Source organism: Corynebacterium singulare (assembly GCF_000833575.1).
Taxonomy (GTDB): Bacteria; Actinomycetota; Actinomycetes; order Mycobacteriales; family Mycobacteriaceae; genus Corynebacterium; species Corynebacterium singulare.
In genome coordinates this window covers 1,723,224-1,740,169 of sequence record NZ_CP010827.1, presented here as the reverse complement: position 1 = coordinate 1,740,169, position 16,946 = coordinate 1,723,224, and the positions used below count along the sequence as shown (strand labels likewise).

14 protein-coding genes are annotated in these 16,946 nt (G+C 57.0%); 12 read left to right on the top strand and 2 right to left on the bottom strand.

All coding sequences use genetic code 11. From position 1 onward, the window contains the following. Positions 1-39: 39 nt before the first annotated feature. Both rpsO and CSING_RS08095 read left to right on the top strand, forming a co-directional pair. A complete protein-coding gene (rpsO, locus tag CSING_RS08100) occupies positions 40-309 on the top strand; it encodes a 30S ribosomal protein S15 (RefSeq protein ID WP_042531292.1) in 270 nt (89 codons plus the stop codon). Between the two features lie 142 nt (positions 310-451). Continuing rightward, positions 452-2,731, top strand: a complete 2,280-nt coding sequence (locus CSING_RS08095) for a polyribonucleotide nucleotidyltransferase (RefSeq protein ID WP_042531290.1) — start codon at positions 452-454, stop codon at positions 2,729-2,731. Positions 2,732-2,818: 87 nt separating this feature from the next. Here the strand turns inward: CSING_RS08095 and CSING_RS08090 are convergent, their stop codons facing one another. Next, positions 2,819-3,487, bottom strand: a complete 669-nt coding sequence (locus CSING_RS08090; protein WP_042531288.1) for an AMIN-like domain-containing (lipo)protein — start codon at positions 3,485-3,487, stop codon at positions 2,819-2,821. Between the two features lie 477 nt (positions 3,488-3,964). Between CSING_RS08090 and CSING_RS13615 the strand changes: the two genes are divergently transcribed. The 10 genes from CSING_RS13615 (at position 3,965) to CSING_RS08045 (ending at position 16,576) form a co-directional block, all read left to right on the top strand. Then, positions 3,965-4,387, top strand: a complete 423-nt coding sequence (locus tag CSING_RS13615) for a hypothetical protein (protein ID WP_144403128.1) — start codon at positions 3,965-3,967, stop codon at positions 4,385-4,387. Continuing rightward, positions 4,387-4,704, top strand: coding sequence for a hypothetical protein (locus CSING_RS13610; protein WP_141754606.1), 318 nt, complete (start codon positions 4,387-4,389; stop codon positions 4,702-4,704). Before CSING_RS13615 ends, CSING_RS13610 begins: the two co-directional genes overlap by 1 nt. Next, positions 4,701-5,096, top strand: a complete 396-nt coding sequence (locus CSING_RS08085) for a hypothetical protein (RefSeq protein WP_042531285.1) — start codon at positions 4,701-4,703, stop codon at positions 5,094-5,096. Before CSING_RS13610 ends, CSING_RS08085 begins: the two co-directional genes overlap by 4 nt. Positions 5,097-6,662: 1,566 nt before the next feature. After that, complete coding sequence (dapB, locus tag CSING_RS08075) at positions 6,663-7,409, top strand: 4-hydroxy-tetrahydrodipicolinate reductase (protein WP_042531281.1); 747 nt, start codon at positions 6,663-6,665, stop codon at positions 7,407-7,409. Beyond that, complete coding sequence (gene thyX, locus CSING_RS08070) at positions 7,409-8,158, top strand: FAD-dependent thymidylate synthase (protein ID WP_042531279.1); 750 nt, start codon at positions 7,409-7,411, stop codon at positions 8,156-8,158. Before dapB ends, thyX begins: the two co-directional genes overlap by 1 nt. A 72-nt stretch (positions 8,159-8,230) precedes the next feature. Beyond that, positions 8,231-9,148, top strand: coding sequence for a 4-hydroxy-tetrahydrodipicolinate synthase (gene dapA / locus CSING_RS08065; protein WP_042531277.1), 918 nt, complete (start codon positions 8,231-8,233; stop codon positions 9,146-9,148). Beyond that, positions 9,141-11,246 (top strand): ribonuclease J, encoded by a 2,106-nt coding sequence (locus tag CSING_RS08060; protein ID WP_084226188.1) that lies wholly within the window; start codon positions 9,141-9,143, stop codon positions 11,244-11,246. The genes dapA and CSING_RS08060 overlap by 8 nt, the downstream gene beginning before the upstream one ends. A 42-nt stretch (positions 11,247-11,288) precedes the next feature. Continuing rightward, positions 11,289-11,927 (top strand): TIGR03085 family metal-binding protein, encoded by a 639-nt coding sequence (locus CSING_RS08055; RefSeq protein ID WP_042531275.1) that lies wholly within the window; start codon positions 11,289-11,291, stop codon positions 11,925-11,927. 77 nt (positions 11,928-12,004) lie between these two features. After that, complete coding sequence (locus CSING_RS08050) at positions 12,005-15,277, top strand: DNA translocase FtsK (protein ID WP_042531273.1); 3,273 nt, start codon at positions 12,005-12,007, stop codon at positions 15,275-15,277. 180 nt (positions 15,278-15,457) lie between these two features. Continuing rightward, entirely contained in the window at positions 15,458-16,576 is a 1,119-nt protein-coding gene (locus tag CSING_RS08045) for a TerC family protein (RefSeq protein ID WP_042531271.1), read from the top strand. A gap of 24 nt (positions 16,577-16,600) precedes the next feature. On the opposite strand, the gene CSING_RS08040 is transcribed toward CSING_RS08045, so the two are convergent. Then, positions 16,601-16,891 carry a YciI family protein gene (locus CSING_RS08040; protein WP_042531269.1) on the bottom strand — a complete coding sequence of 97 codons (291 nt, stop codon included), beginning with the start codon at positions 16,889-16,891 and terminating at the stop codon, positions 16,601-16,603. Positions 16,892-16,946 lie beyond the last annotated feature (55 nt).

Here is a 16,946-nt window from a genome sequence, read left to right as displayed (position 1 = left end):
ACTATTTCATGTGGACTGAAATACAATAGGAGATTTTCCATGGCTTTGACCACCGAGAAGAAGGCAGAAATCCTCAAGGAGTTCGGCCTGCACGAGACCGACACCGGCTCCACCGAGGCACAGGTTGCTCTGCTGACCTCCCGCATCAACAACCTGACCGAGCACCTCAAGGGCCACAAGCACGATCACCACTCCCGCCGTGGTCTGCTGCTCATGGTTGGTCGCCGTCGCGGCCTCCTGAAGTACTTGGAGGCTAACGATGTTGATCGTTACCGTGATCTGATTTCTCGTCTGGGTCTGCGTCGCTAAGCACGCACCCCGTCAACCCCCGCACTGTCTGTGCGGGGGTTTTCTCATGCCATCTGGTAAAATTCTTGGGCGTTGTCAGAAACACCGAATCGAAGAGGCGACACCGAAGATCGCCAGGACACCTCCAAGGAGAGTCACAGAGATGAGCGCTAGAAACGCCAAGAACGTAAAGAACGCCGCCACCAACACCGTCGAGTTCGCCATCGACGATGAATATGGCATCACCGAGGCCATCGCCACTTTGGACAATGGCGACTTCGGCACCCGCACCATCCGTTTTGAAACCGGTCAGCTTGCTCGCCAAGCTGGTGGCTCCGTGACCACTTACCTGGACGAAGACACCATGCTCCTGTCCACCACCACGGCGTCCAACCAGCCGCGCGAAGGCTTTGACTTCTTCCCGCTGACCGTGGACGTGGAGGAGCGCATGTACGCTGCGGGCAAGATCCCGGGCTCCTTCTTCCGCCGTGAGGGACGCCCCTCCACCGAAGCTATCTTGGCCTGCCGCCTTATCGACCGCCCGCTGCGCCCGACCTTTGTCAAGGGCCTGCGCAACGAGGTCCAGGTCGTTGTCACGGTGTTGTCCATGGACCCGGAGGAGTACTACGACGTTGTCGCCATCAACGGTGCTTCTGCCTCCACGCAGCTCTCCGGCCTGCCGGTTTCTGGCCCGGTCGGCGGCGTGCGCATGGCACTCATCGCCGACGACAAGCACCCAGAAGGCCAGTGGGTAGCCTTCCCGAACAATGAACAGCATGAGCGCGCACTGTTCGACATGGTTGTGGCCGGCCGCATCGTGAAGAAGGGCCGCAAGGATGACGTCGCCATCATGATGGTGGAGGCCGGCGCCGGGGTCAACGTGGCTGAGCGTATCAAGGAAGGTGCTCCGGCCCCGCAGGAATCCACCGTGGCTGAGGGCCTCGAAGCCGCCAAGCCTTTCATCAAGACTCTGTGTGAAGCCCAGGCTGGACTGGCTGAGCGCGCCGCGAAGGAGACCCAGGAGTTCCCGCTGTTCCCGGCTTACAGTGACGACGTGTACGAGGCCGTCGAGAAGGCAGCTTCCAAGAAACTGGAGAAGCTGCTCACCATCCCCGGCAAGCAGGAGCGCGACGACGCGACGAACGAGTACATGGAGAAGGTTGAGGCCGATCTCCTTGGGGACTTCGATGATCTCGAAGAAGCTGATGCCTCCAAGCAGATCCGCAATGCCTTCAACGCTGTGATGAAGGATATCGTGCGCACCAAGATCCTCACCGAGGGCTTCCGCATCGATGGTCGTGGTGTCACCGACATCCGCGACTTGGGCGTCGAGGTCGACCTCATCCCGCGTGCCCACGGTTCCTCCCTGTTTGAGCGCGGTGAGACCCAGATTCTTGGTGTGACCACCTTGGACATGCTCAAGATGGAGCAGCAGATCGACTCGCTGACCCCGGTGGAGTCGAAGCGTTACATGCACCACTACAACTTCCCGCCGTACTCCACCGGTGAGACCGGCCGCGTGGGTTCTCCGAAGCGTCGCGAGATCGGACACGGTGCTCTGGCCGAGCGCGCACTGCTGCCGGTTATCCCGTCCCGTGAGGACTTCCCCTACGCCATCCGCCAGGTCTCCGAGGCTTTGGGCTCCAACGGCTCGACTTCCATGGGCTCTGTCTGTGCGTCCACCCTGTCCCTCTACAACGCCGGCGTGCCGCTCAAGGCTCCGGTCGCAGGTATTGCCATGGGCCTCGTCTCCGGTGAGGTTAAAGGCAAGGAGAAGTTCGTTGCGCTGACCGATATCTTGGGCGCCGAGGATGCCTTCGGTGACATGGACTTCAAGGTCGCCGGTACCTCCGAATTCATCACCGCCCTGCAGCTGGACACCAAGCTGGATGGCATTCCTTCGCACGTGCTTGCCGACGCCCTCGAGCAGGCCCGCGACGCCCGTTCCGCCATCCTTGAAACCATGGCTGAGGTCATCGAAGGCCCAGACGAGATGTCTGGCCTGGCTCCGCGCATCACCTCTGTGACCATCCCGGTGAACAAGATTGGTGAGCTTATCGGTCCGAAGGGCAAGACCATCAACACCATCACCGAGGAAACCGGCGCTGATGTCTCCATTGAGGAGGACGGCACCGTCTATGTTTCCGCCGCCACCGGTGAGGCTGCTGATGCTGCCATCGAGCGCGTCAACAGCATTGCTAACCCGCAGCTTCCCAAGGTAGGCGAGCGCTTCCTCGGCACCGTGGTCAAGACCGTGGCCTTCGGCGCCTTCGTCTCTCTGACCCCGGGCCGCGACGGTCTCGTTCACATCTCCAAGCTGGGCGGCGACGAGCGCATCGAGAAGGTCGAGGACGTTGTCAACGTGGGCGACAAGATTCAGGTCGAAATCGCGGACATCGATAACCGTGGCAAGATTTCTCTGGTTCCGGTTGAGGAAGACTAATTCCCTAACCTCATAAGCCAGAGCCCCGCTCTCCAGCTCGTTCATGGGCTGCGATGGCGGGGCTCTTAGCTTGTTGGGTGCTAGCTGCTAGTCCTGGAAATCAAGTACAAGTCGTTTGGGGTCCTCGAGAAATGTCACCGAGTACGGCGTCCTCTTCTGCAGACCAATGATGAATTGCGATTGTGACTCAAATGAGCTGGTGTAGACGACCTCACTCACGACGCCGGAACCTGGAGTGACTCCTGGCTTAATGTGCCGTTGTTCAAGCTCAGGCGTAGATGGCCAAGGAGTTCCCTCGATTCCGACGTCGAGAAAAGCATTTCCTTCTGCCTCAACCGGGTAACCGGAGGCCTGTTGAGTTGGGCTATCTGTGTAGGTGGTAAACCAGCCCGGTTCGCCGCTTCCTTCGAGATCAATGACTACGCGGGTAAACCCATCGTGGGCACCCACACGCACATTAGTTGGCGTGAGATCTCCAAGCCGTTCGGGCATGTGATGCTGATTATCCAGGGCTGCTGTACCCATGCCCGCAAACTGTGCTGAAGTCGTTGTCTGCGAGCTGCTTTGCGCTCCCGAGTCCTCTGGGGTCACTTTTTCACTGGCTGGAGCTTCAGCAACTCGCGGACTGGATTCAACCGAACTAAAGGCAGGTGAATTTGTGGTGTGCGAACCACCATCAGAGCATGCGGTGATGGTCAACGCACATCCGGCAATGATGACCCCGATGACGGTGGTCGGTGCAATCAAGCGAGCCATTTTTATCCCTTCAGCTGTGACAGCAGGATCCAGCTTCCTAGACCATCATAACGAGCAGCAACACGTGGGCATCACTGCCTAACCCCGCTGGACCCCGAGGGGCATTCTCAGGCCATCTAGCCTCCCTAACTCTTAAAAGTTCCGCTCAGTTCCAAAAAACTGCGCCGACTTTTTACCATTAGGGAGGCTTTTCTTTATCTCCCTCCGGCCCCGGCTCCCGTGACCCTTCGTCGTTTGATTCGACGGCTTGGGGTTGTGCGGGGTGAGTTCTGGGTTCATCGTTTGTTTCGACGGCGCGGGGCTTATCCGTGTGTTCATCCTTCTTAGTTATGCGTACCGAACGGAGGTTCTATGGATTTGAGAGGACTCTCCATCTACTGTCATGAGTGAAGTGCATTCCCAACGCTAAGAAAGGTAAAGAATATAGTTAAAAAGTCTGCAAGAAAAGTTCGTTTGGCATTGGTTTGTGGTGCTGTCTTGGCTCTTGCCGCCCCCAGTAGCGCGTTTGCTCAGGATGCAGAAGCGACCTTGGATGGTGATACGGTTCCTGCTGCAGACAGTGAATCGGGATTTGAGTTGTCTTCCGGAGAAACCAAGACTGTAGACCTGTCGGATGCCAAGGAGAAACAGTCAGCGGAAATCCATGTGGAAGGTGAGCCGACTATAAGCTTCTATGATGCATCAAACACTGCCCCTGCGTGTGTGTCTGCTGAGCATCATCTATCTGAGATCAAAATTCGGAATAATTGCCCTACACCTGTTCGGGTGAAAGTCATCATGACGGGTTGGGTGGGTTCTCAGGATATTGAGTGCACAGGGGTTGCCCCGGGCGCTGAAGAAACCGTTTCCAAGTTGAAGGTTCCAGGTATTACTCGCATCGATCGAGTGGAGAATTGCTAATGAAGAAATTACGTGCTTTGGCGCTTACACTCGCTCTTCCTTCTGCAGTGTTTGCTCAAACGCAAGTCGCGCAAGCAGCGGGTGTTGTTAAAAATGAACTAGGCATGATCACCATGAAATGCCAGGTAGTGGAGAATGCCCCCGGAAATCCTATTGTGGGCTTTGTCATAGGTAATCATCCAACAGATCCTAATGCTGCCAAATCCGATGCAAATTTGTATGAAAGCAAGTTTAACAATGCTCATAAGAGGCATTGCTATCCTCAGCGGAAGTACCGTCCGTCGGGTGCCTATGACACGAGTTGGAACCCTAAATGATGTCCAGCGAAATTACCCTGACAAAGACCTATTTCCTTGCGAGAGAAGAGGATTTGCCTCGGTTTTATCAGCGCTATCTTGAACGAGTGGAGCGCGTGAAACAGTTCACGACCGTCTATCTGGTCGCTGATGTGGAGATTGATGAGTCGGATTCCGTTGTGAAAAAGAACTTGCTCCATGATCTCCAGGCTCAGAGTGATGAACCGGTTAACGAGGATGAATGGAATATGTATAGCTATTCCACCGCATTAGGGACGATCGACGAGCCTATTGAGCCTGGGGCGGCTGTGTCACGTTTGTGGGAGGACATGCTTTTGACCGACGATGAGGAGTGGCCTCGGTCTTTTATCAGCTCTGTTGATTTCGCGTCGTTTATGTCACGGCCGAAGTAACGGACTGGAAGCCGTTCGGTGCAGGTGGTGAAGTTTTGTCGAGGGAGTCACGCTTAACGTGACTCCCTGAGCTATTGTTCTCTATTTTTGTGAAGCTAACCCGTTAAGAACATTTGTTCCATCTTTCCAGAGAGTGTGTCTCCCTCCTGTTAAATAATCAATAGTGCTTCGCGGGTTGAGCTAAGCAGTAATCTAGGACTTGACATCCTAGGTACCTTAGCAATAGCAGTGTTATACCTGATTGCTCTTTGGATTATTGAAAGTGTAGGTCAGCCTTTTTCAAAGAAGTTTCTTGTTCGCATAAATAAAGAAAAGGAGCAGAGAATGGGTCATAACAATCGCAGTCGCATTATCGCGTCAATTGAAAATATAGGTACTGGAGCAATCGGTAGCTCACTGCTCATGCTGAACTCGTGAAGCAAAGGTTAGAAGCCCTAGAACCGTTTATACGAATCTAGGGCTTCTTTGTCGTTTTAGAAATTTCGTGCGAGAGCTTCCGGGTTATGATTGCGAAGCCTTCATGACCTGATGTCCAACGAGCCGTAGGCGAGGCGGGAGAAGGATACTCGTCATGCTCCTTCAAAGCGCGTGATAATCTGTCGTTTCGTTGGCGCATTAGGGTTTGCACACTCTAATGCGACCATTACTACATGGTGAAGAGTATTCATGTTTCAGACCAGAGGTTACGACCGTTTCGTACGGCCAAGCAATTTGAGTTAACTGAGCGAGATCGGCTCCTCTTGACTGTTTGGTTGCGTTTGAAGCTATGGCGCGCGACCACGTTGCCAGGCTGTGGGGAATTTACGATTCGGGAGCTTGTAAGCGTCTTCGATTGCTCCGGGACAAAGGGTTCATTGACGATAAAAGCGTTTTCACGGGCTTCCCCAGCATTCTCACCATCACCAGCAAAGGCTGCAGGCACAGTAGATGGACGCACATTACTGATAAAGGAAATGTTGTCGGGGATTTCAAGCCTCCTCGCTTTAGCGCGGGTGGAACCCTGGCACACACGCTTTTGGTTATGGATTCAGCTCTATCCTGGTCAATTTATGCGCACACGGTCGTAAGCGAGCGAGTGATAAAGGCCCAGGACCGGTAAGCATCTCAGTAAAGGAAACCACCACCCGGTAGATGCTATCGATAGGTAAAAGGCGGATGCTAGGTGCTGTTATTATCCGGATTTTTTATCCCTACCGGACTGAAGCGTCCTGATGCTAAAGAAGGCGTCCGGCAGGATGGTGGTGCTCATTGGCGTATCCCCCCGAGAAAATAGTGTTAGAAGAAGTGTTCTACAACTAATCCTAGTGCCGGCACAAACCAAGGTCTATAGCCTGCGGGGATAAACTTCACAAACCAAGAAGCATGGGGGTGTTGAGTAATGCTTTAGGTTGTGTGTTCGACTCTTGTCGAGCTGGGGGTATAGGTTTTGCTGATACACAACAACGGGGGTAGGTGAATGGTGCAATCGAAGAAAGATGGCGCCACATGCCCCTTTCTGAGCGCTGCATATCTTCAGGGATAGACTGGACACAATTGACCGCACGAACACGGATGAAGGGATTGTGAATGACTATCAAGGTGGGCGTTCTCGGCGCGAAGGGGCGCGTGGGACAGGCAATCGTGGAAGGTGTCACCGCGTCGGATGATCTGGAACTTGTCGCCGAAATTGATCGTGATACTCCGCTGCAGCAGTTGGTTGATGCAGGCGTTCAGGTAGCCGTCGATTTCACTCAGCCAGCGTCCGTCATGGACAACCTTGAGTTCTGCACTCAGAACGGTATTCATGCCGTCGTCGGCACCACAGGTTTCGATTCCGAGCGCCTTGCGCAGGTAGAGGAATGGACGAAGAAGGACGGCGCGGGCCACGTGCTCATCGCGCCAAATTTTGCTATCTCGGCCGTGCTGACCATGGTCTTCGCTGCCCAGGCTGCGAAGTTCTTTGATAGCGCTGAGGTTGTGGAATACCACCACCCCAATAAGCTTGATGCTCCTTCAGGTACCGCTGTTCACACTGCCCAAGGTATTGCGAATGCGCGCAAGGAAGCAGGCCTTGATGCCATGCCGGACAAGACTGAGCAGTCGCTTGACGGAGCGCGTGGCGCAGACGTCGACGGCGTTCATGTACATGCAGTGCGCATGCAGGGAATGGTGGCGCACGAAGAGGTTATTTTCGGTACTCAAGGTCAATCCCTGACCATCCGTCAAGATTCTTATGACCGTTCCTCCTTTACGCCTGGTGTACTCGTCGGCGTGCGTGAAATTGCCTCCCATCCGGGCCTGACCGTGGGTCTTGAGAACTACCTGGAGCTGTAATGGCGAAGGTTACTGAGCTTGATGTTCAGCTCATAGCGGCATCCTCCTTTCACGCGCCGCAGGGAGTGAAGTGGGAGGTGGATGAGGGAGCGTCGGAAAGCGAAGCTCTCGTCGAGTTTGCCGGGCGCGCTTGCTATGAGTCCTTCGACAAGCCGAACCCCCGGACAGCCTCCAATCAGGCTTATCTGCACCACATCTTGGAAGTCGGTCACGATGCACTGCTGGAGCATGCGACGGCTACGCTCTACATCCGCGGCCTGTCGCGTTCAGCTACTCACGAGCTGGTTCGACACCGCCATTTCTCGTTTTCACAACTCTCGCAGAGATTTGTTCACCCCGAGGAGACCGAGGTGGTGTTGCCGAAACTCATCGCGGAGGATGAACAGCTTACTCGCCTGACTTTGCAGGCCGCGGATGATGCGCGCTTCGTCTACGAAGAGCTTCTTGATGCCCTCGAGTCCAAACTCGATCAAGAGCCCAACGCGCTTCTGCGCAAGAAGCAGGCGCGTCAGGCGGCCCGAGCGGTTCTTCCCAACCTCACTGAGTCGCGCATCGTTGTGACAGGAAACTATCGCGCGTGGCGGCACTTTATTGGTGTGCGAGCAACGGAGCAAGCAGATACCGAGATGCGTCAGCTCGCGGTGACATGCCTGAAGCTACTGCGGGAGCAATCGCCTGTGCTTTTCGACGATTTCACTATCACCACCCTCGCCGACGGCACAGAAATGGCATCGAGCCCCTACGCCTAGGGGAGGCAGAGAAAGACTCGCGCAAGGCCCCGATGCAGCCAACGGGGCGCAAAGCGGGTAATCTTGACGCCTATGAGCACAGGTATGGCAGTACAGGCAGGCGTTGACATCTTTGGACGCGTGGGCGTAGCCATGGTCACTCCCTTTGACCAGGCTGGTGCGCTGGACGTGTCTGCGGGGCGTCGCCTAGCAGCTCATCTCGTTGACAATGGCATCGATTCACTCATCCTGGCAGGTACCACGGGTGAGTCGCCGACAACGTCACTGGATGAGAAGCTGGAACTGTTTACAGCTGTGAAGGACGAGGTGGGGGACCGCGCCAAGCTGTGCGCTGGTGCAGGAACCAACAACACCGCTACGAGTATCGAGGCAGCCCGCGCTTTTGCAGATGCTGGGGCGGACAGCCTCTTGGTCGTCACCCCGTACTACTCCAAGCCCTCCCAGGCTGGTGTGTATGCGCACTTCACTGCCGTAGCGGACGCCGTAGACCTCCCCATTTGTCTGTATGACATCCCTGGCCGCTCGGGTATCCCGATTGAGACGGAGACTCTTCTTCGCCTCGCGGAGGTGCCGAACATCCAGGCCGTTAAGGACGCCAAAGGCGATCTTGTTGCGGCCGCACCGCTAATCCAGGAGACCGGTTTGGCGTGGTACTCCGGTGATGACGGCCTGAACCTGCCGTGGCTTGCCCTCGGTGCCTCAGGTGTCATCTCCGTGATTGGCCACATCGCACCGCGCGCCCTGGCTGATCTTTACGTCGCCTTCGATGAAGGTGATATTGCACGCGCACGTGAGATCAACGCGAAAACTTTAACCCCGCTCATTCAGGCACAAGGCCGACTGGGCGGAGCAACATTTGTTAAGGCAGCCCTGCGCCTGCAGGGCATTGAAGTAGGAGATCCTCGCCTCCCCGTATCCGCGGCAGACGCGGATGAGGTCGAGGCCCTCCGCCACGATTTGGAGAAGGCTGGAGTCTTTAAGAATGACTGAACCCCGTAACCGTTCCCGCAAGGTGACCCGTAAGGCGGGTCCGCCTTCGGAGACTGAGACCGCCTCGAATGAGGCGGCTTCGCCGGTTTTCCAAGCACCGAATGATGCGGCTGCTTCTGGCAACACCGCAAACGAGTCCGGCAACTCGAACGATTCGAACTCTGACGACGGCAATCGCCGCTCCCGTTCCCGTGGTTCCCGCGGTGGCCGTGGTCGTGGCCGCGGTGGCAATGGCGGCAACCATAATGGCAATAACAACAACGGTAATAACGGCAACAACGGCGGCCGCAACAACGGTCGCAACCGCAATAACAACCGTGGTCGCCGCAATGTGCCTAAGTCCATGCAGGGCGCGGACCTGACTAAGCGCCTGCCGGAGCCGCCGAAGCAGCAGAAGGATGCCCTGCGCATCTACGCCTTGGGCGGTATCTCCGAGATCGGCCGTAATATGACCGTCTTCGAGTACCAGGATGAGCTGCTCATTATTGACTGTGGTGTGCTCTTCCCATCCTCTGGTGAGCCGGGCGTGGACCTAATTCTGCCGGACTTTGGCCCGATTGAGAAGAAGATCCACAAGGTCAAGGCCCTCGTCGTCACCCACGCGCACGAGGACCACATTGGTGCTATTCCGTGGCTGCTCAAGCTGCGACCTGACATCCCGATTGTCGCTTCGCGTTTCACCATCGCGCTCATCGCTGCGAAGTGTAAGGAACACCGTCAGAAGCCGAAGTTTGTTGAGGTCAACGAGAAATCTGACGTGAATTATGGCCCATTCCGCTGCCGCTTCTGGGCCGTTAACCACTCCGTCCCGGATGCGCTCGGTGTCATGCTAGGCACCCCAGCCGGCAACATCATCCACACCGGTGACATTAAGCTGGACCAGACTCCGCTGGACAACCGTCCGACGGATCTTCCGGCACTGTCGCGTTATGGCGATGAAGGCGTTGACCTCATGCTGTGTGATTCCACTAACGCCAATATTCCTGGCGTGTCGGCCTCTGAGGGCGATATTCCGGCAACCTTCCGCCGTCTGGTGTCGGGTGCTAAGCAGCGTGTGATTATCGCGTCCTTTGCATCTAACGTCTACCGCGTACAGGCGGCTATCGACGCGGCCGTCGCCGCCGGCCGTAAGGTTGCGTTCAACGGTCGCTCGATGATGCGCAACATGGAAATCGCGGAGAAGATGGGCTTCCTTAAGGTTCCACGCGGCACGATCATCCCGATCGATGAAGCCGCCAAGATGGCTCCGCACAAGGTGCTGCTCATCACTACCGGTACTCAGGGAGAGCCGATGGCGGCGTTGTCCCGTATGGCACGCCGCGAGCACCGTCAGATCACGGTACGTGATGGTGACCTCATCGTCTTCTCCTCTTCCCTGATTCCGGGTAACGAGGAAGCTGTCTTTGGCGTCATCAACATGCTGTCCCAGATTGGTGCTGAGGTTATCACTAATAAGGAAGCTAAAGTTCACGCTTCTGGTCACGGCTACGGCGGCGAGCTGCTGTTCCTCTACAACGCAGCACGTCCAAAGAACGCCATGCCAGTTCACGGTGAATGGCGTCACTTGCGCGCCAACAAGGAGCTCGCGATCTCCACGGGTGTTGCCCGTGACCGCGTAGTCCTGGCACAGAACGGTGTTGTGGTCGATCTGCGCAATGGACGCGCTGAGGTAGTCGGCCAATTGCCAGTGGGCAATCTTTACGTTGATGGTGTGTCCATGGGTGACGTCGACGCAGATACCCTCGCAGACCGCACCAACCTTGGTGCCGGTGGCGTTGTGTCCATTACCTGTGTCATTGACAACCGCACGTCCCGCCTGCTGGAGCACCCGACGGTCTCCACGACGGGCTTCTCCGATGATGACCGCGGCATCGTACCGGAGGTTGCGGAGATGGTCGAGAATTCCATGAATGACCTCGCCGCTGAAGGTGAGAATGACACCTACCGCATGGTCCAGAAGATCCGCCGCAAGGTAGCCAAGCTGATGTCCTCGAAGTACAAGCGTGAGCCGGTCATTTTGCCCACGATTGTCCCGACCAACTCGGATATCCTGCTCCCGGATGATGACGAGGTTGAAGCCTCCCGCGAGTCGCTCTAAAGCGTCTGTGACTGCACCCCAGCGTTCCTACTCCAGGCAGGTATGCTGGGGTGCATGTCGTTTTCATCTGCTGAGCGCACCAAGATGGTGGCGCTCTTTCATGAGCTAGGCCCCGATGCGCCGACATTGTGTGAGGGGTGGACTACCCGTGACCTCGCCGCACACCTGTGGGTGCGCGAAAACAGACTGGATGCCTCTGCAGGTCTCTTCATTCCGGCGCTGAAGCCACGCTTGGACACGGTGACCGAGGAAGTACTCGAGCGTGATTACGATGAGGTTGTTGATGACTGGGGGAAGGGCGCACATAAGTTCAACCCACTTCGCTATGTAGATAAGGTTCTTAATTCAGCAGAGCACTTTGTTCATCACGAGGACATTCGTCGGGCAAATGGACGCACCGAAGCGCGGGACTTTTCTGCCGCGACACAGAACGAACTTCACCTTCCTTTGAAAATGATGGGGCCGAGTTTTCTGTCGAAGTCGACGCTGCCGGTAGTGCTGGAGGCAGAGGGTTTCCCGCCCATCGTGACGGCGGATAAGCACGGTGTGGCCGATAAAGGCGATGCAGTGGTGCGGGTTCGCGGAACGGTGTCCGAGGTTCTGCTGTGGGCTTTTGGTCGCGATGCTGCACAGGTGCAGATTGTGGGTGATGAGTCCGCGATCGTTAGGTCAAGTCTATAGCCTGAACTCGACAAAAAGATCGCCACACGCGTGTGGCTTATGTTGTTAATGGTGTGTTTGCTACTAGAGTGGCAGACATGTCTGTCAAAAACGCTCCGTCTCGCGCTTCTGGTCGAGGTCGTGCCGCTGATCGTTCGCGGCCGTCCGGCCGAAGCACTTACTCGTTGACGTCTGCTCATCGCGCTGCCGAGACCTCTGATGAGAGGACCGGCAGTGCCTTTCGTGCCGTGGGGCGCGGGTTTGGAACGGTTTTTGGCGCAACTGCTCGCGGCATGGGCGGTATGGCCCGGGGCGTCGGGCATGGCCTTGCAGGGCTCAAGCCCGTGGGGCAGGGCGGTCGGGACGAGGATGTCTACGACGATGATTATGATGCCTATGACGCAGAGGCGTACGAGGATTACGACGAGTTGAGGGAGCCAGGGGAAATTTCTGGGCGCGCGAAGAACAAGAAGGCTACACACACCACAACTGAGCAACCTGCAGGTAAGGTCCCTCAGAAGAAGAGCAAGGTGACCCGCGCACGGGGCTTCGATGAGGATGCCGCCACGACCGTTCTGCAGCGCCCTTCCCGCCAGGAAGCGAGCATTCGGGTATCCAATCCGGATGCGGTTGCTCTCGTTCTGATTGGCGTCGCCATCATTTTGGCATGCGCTACCTGGTTCCAGATTGCCGGCATTATTGGTGAATACCTCACTGACGCCGTGCGCTATGTCATTGGCGCCGGCGCCTATGTTCTTCCGGTGGCGTTGCTGGTAGTAGCCATTGCACTCATGATGGATCTCTCCGGGCCAGCTGGGCATTTCAAGCCGCGTGTTGTCGGCGGCACCTCGCTCATTGTGGTGTGCATGCTAAGCCTCATACATATTTTTGCTGGACTTCCGGACTTGACCTGGAAGGATAATGCTGCTGGTGAGGCCGGTGGCGCTATTGGTTTTGCGATTGGTGAGTTGCTCGTCGCGGCATTTTCCAGTTATGTCGCGGTTCCATTGCTGTTCCTTCTCATCGTCTACGGGGCGCTCAACATTACGGGAATTACCCTGCGTGAAGCTTATGACTTTGTGGCGGCACAGTTCTCCGCCTTGGTAAGCGGCCTGCGTGATCGTAAGCGAGGCGGGGAAGAAGAGCTGCTTGTCGGCGATTCGGAGGACGATTACGGCTACGTCAGCGATGATATCGATGCTATTGCTGAAGGTCGTGAGCGGCCGGTCCGTCAATCCTATACTCCACGTCCCCGCCCGCGCCCAGCGAAGACTTACCCGGTAGCGGAGCCCGGTGAGAACGCTACGGTGTCTTTTGACTCGGCTGCTGCTCAGCCTGTTCAGCACGAGCCGGTGCAGCATGGACGCCCGTCCTTCGACAGTGAGCCGACAACCACGCTTGGTGACACTGACGAGTTCCCAGCCGTGCCGGAACCCACCGAACCCCAAGCAAAGCGCGAGCCCACACCAGAGCCAGAGCCCAAGGCAGAGCCCAAACCTCAACCTAAGCGTGCGCGTGTCGACGTCGGTGGGGCGGCTGGTGCGGCATTGGGTGCGGCGGCGGGGGCGTCGGCAAGCGCAGCTCAACCTGGTGCAGCCAGCGACGATGTTGTTTCCGCTGCGCACTCCGAAGCCGTGCGCTTGTTCCAGCAGCGCTCCGGGCGTGATGCGACGACCGGCGCCAAGGTGGACGAGCCAGCCCGGACCGAAGCGCAGACAGCCCCCGTGGAACCTAGTGGTGCGCAGGATACCGCTCTGGGCGGTGGCTATGATGTCCCGACCACGGAGCTTCTCACCGCGGGTAAGCCCGCAAAGGCTCGGACTGAGGCCAACGACCGAATTATCGAAGCCATCACTGATGTCTTTGAGGAGTTCAAGGTCAACGCCCAGGTCACTGGCTTTAGCCGTGGCCCCACAGTGACCCGCTACGAGATTGAGCTAGGACCAGGTGTCAAGGTTTCGAAAATCACGAACCTGCAGTCCAACTTGGCGTATGCCGTCGCTACGGACAACCTGCGCCTGCTGACCCCGATTCCGGGCAAATCTGCTGTGGGTATTGAGGTTCCCAATGCCGACCGCGAGATGGTGCGTTTGCGTGATGTGCTGGATTCCCCGGCGCTGCGTGCGGACAATGACCCGATGCTCATCGGGTTGGGCAAGGACATCGAGGGCCAGTACACCTCCTTCTCTGTTAAGAAGATGCCGCACCTGCTCGTGGCTGGTGCTACCGGCTCTGGTAAGTCGGCATTTGTGAACTCCATGCTGGTGTCGCTGCTGACGCGCGCAACACCGGAGGATGTTCGCCTCATCTTGGTTGACCCGAAGATGGTCGAGCTCACCCCTTACGAGGGCATCCCGCATCTCATCACTCCCATTATCACGCAGCCAAAGAAGGCCGCGGCCGCCTTGCAATGGCTCGTGGAGGAAATGGAGCAGCGCTACATGGATATGCAGGCTGCCCGCGTGCGCAAGATTGAGGACTTTAACCGCAAGGTCCGCAGCGGCGAGTACCAGGCCCCGGCCGGATCTCAGCGTGAGATGCGCCCATACCCGTACATCGTGTGTGTCGTCGACGAGCTCGCCGATCTCATGATGACGGCGCCGAAGGAAATTGAGGACTCCATCGTGCGCATTACCCAGAAGGCGCGTGCGGCCGGTATCCACCTGGTGCTGGCAACCCAGCGCCCGTCTGTCGATGTTGTCACGGGCCTTATCAAGACGAACGTGCCTTCCCGCCTGGCATTTGCCACGTCCTCGCTGACTGACTCGCGCGTCATCCTGGACCAAGGCGGTGCGGAGAAGCTCATTGGTATGGGCGATGGCCTCTTTATTCCGCAGGGAGGCCGCCCAGTGCGTATGCAGGGTGCCTTCGTCTCTGATGACGAGGTACAGGCGGTTGTCGACGCCGCAAAGGCCCAAGGCACCCCGAACTATACCGAGGGCGTTACCGACGATAAGACGTCCGAAGCGAAGAAGGAGATCGACGAAGAGATCGGTAAGGACATGGACGACCTCCTTGAGGCCGTTGACCTTGTCGTTACCTCCCAGTTGGGCTCCACATCGATGCTCCAGCGCAAGCTTCGTATCGGTTTCGCCAAGGCCGGTCGCCTCATGGACCTTATGGAATCGCGCGGCGTCGTGGGTCCCTCCGAAGGATCAAAGGCGCGTGAAGTTCTGGTGAAACCGGAGGAGCTCGACACCATCATCTGGATGATTAAGGGCGCGGATCCTGCAGAGGCCCCGAAGGAAATCCAGGACGCTGAGGGCGCTGAGGGATCCGCGGACGGTACTGCTGAGGGAGATGGGGCAGTGCTTGGCGACGACACCCGGACCGTCCAGATCAACGCCAACCCCTCCGCCGGCGCGTTCTAGATTCCGTGTAGGATAGGACAGGTCCTGGAGGGGAGTACCCCATTGTTTCGGCGCTGATCGTCAACACGGCAACTGCACGACAGTTCCCGGTCGCGCCGGCTAGCTGAGTTATGAGTGAGCTTAGCTAGCGGGGGAGACCTCCGGTCTCTGTTGTTATGCCGACCGGAGGGATAGTGCGCTATGCATGTACCTGTATGGGTCTGGGTCATCACCATTGCAGTGATCCTGGGCTTTTTTATTTTCGATTTCTACAGCCACGTACGCTCGCCGCACGAGCCGACCATTAAGGAGTCTGGTGGCTGGACTCTGTTCTACATGGGTGTCGCTGTCGTGTTCGGCGGCGTCGTGTGGGTGTTGTGGGACCATGAACATGCCGCACAGTTCTATACGGGTTGGATTACTGAGCAAGCCTTGAGTGTGGACAACTTGTTCGTCTTCTCGCTCATCATGGGTTCGTTCAAGATTCCCCGCAGGTACCAGCAGAAGGTACTGCTTATCGGTATCGTCTTGGCGCTGGTGTTCCGCCTCATCTTCATCATGTTGGGTGCGGCTATTATCGCAGCCTGGTCTGATGTGTTCTATCTCTTCGCTATCTTCCTCATCTACACCGCGGTGAAGCTGCTCATTGATGAGATCAATGACGCTCCTGAGACTGACCCCAACGACATGGTGGTGGTGAAGTGGCTGCGCAAGGTTGTCCACGTGACCCCGCGCTACCACGGTGACAAACTCACGCACCGTGAGGAATCTGGTGAGAAAAAGGGAAAGTTTGCGCTGACGCCGTTGTTCGTGGCACTGGCTGCCATCGGTCTCATCGACGTGATGTTTGCGTTCGACTCCATCCCAGCCATCTACGGCATTACCTCGGAGCCGTTCTTGGTCTTTACCACGAATGCTTTCGCGCTGATGGGGCTGCGCCAAATGTTCTTCCTCATCGACGGCCTGCTTGATCGCCTGGTGTACCTGCCCTATGGACTGGGCATTATCTTGCTCTTCATCGGTGTGAAGTTGCTCTTCCACGCCCTGCACGAGAACAATCTGCCATTCATCAATGGTGGTGAGGATGTCAGCGCCATACCGGAGATTTCCACGCTGATGTCGCTGCTCGTCATTGTGGGTGTGCTTGTCATTACGGTTGTGCTTTCCCTGTGGAAAGACAAGCGCGACCAAGCGCAAGGTGGTGTAGTCATTTCCCACAATCACTACGACTGGGATGACTTTGGCAACAAGATCGTCCGCAACAAGAAGGGTGAGTTCCTCGGTAAGGCGGAGGAACTACCAGAGAACCAGCTGCCGTAAGCCTAAGCAGCTGGTGGGGGTGTTTTAGAAAGAGTTGATGACGGGGTTCCACTCACGGAAGGCGCGGGCAGTGACCGCGCCTTCCGTGTAGAAGGGATCCTGATCCATAATTTCGATGACCTGGGCAACCTCGACAGACTCGTCCTCAAACTGCAGGACAATGAGCGCGCCGCCCTTGGAATCAGTGAAGGGGCCAGAACCGCAAACCTGGCCCTTCGCATGAAGAGCGCCGATGAATTCGCGGTGCTTGGGGCGGGCCTGGGCGATGATCGGGTTGGACGGATTGTAGTCGTAGGACACTGCGAAGTACTTCATGCTGATAATGCTAGTGCGCAGTGCGGGGATCTGTGGTCTGTTTAAAGCGTAGGGG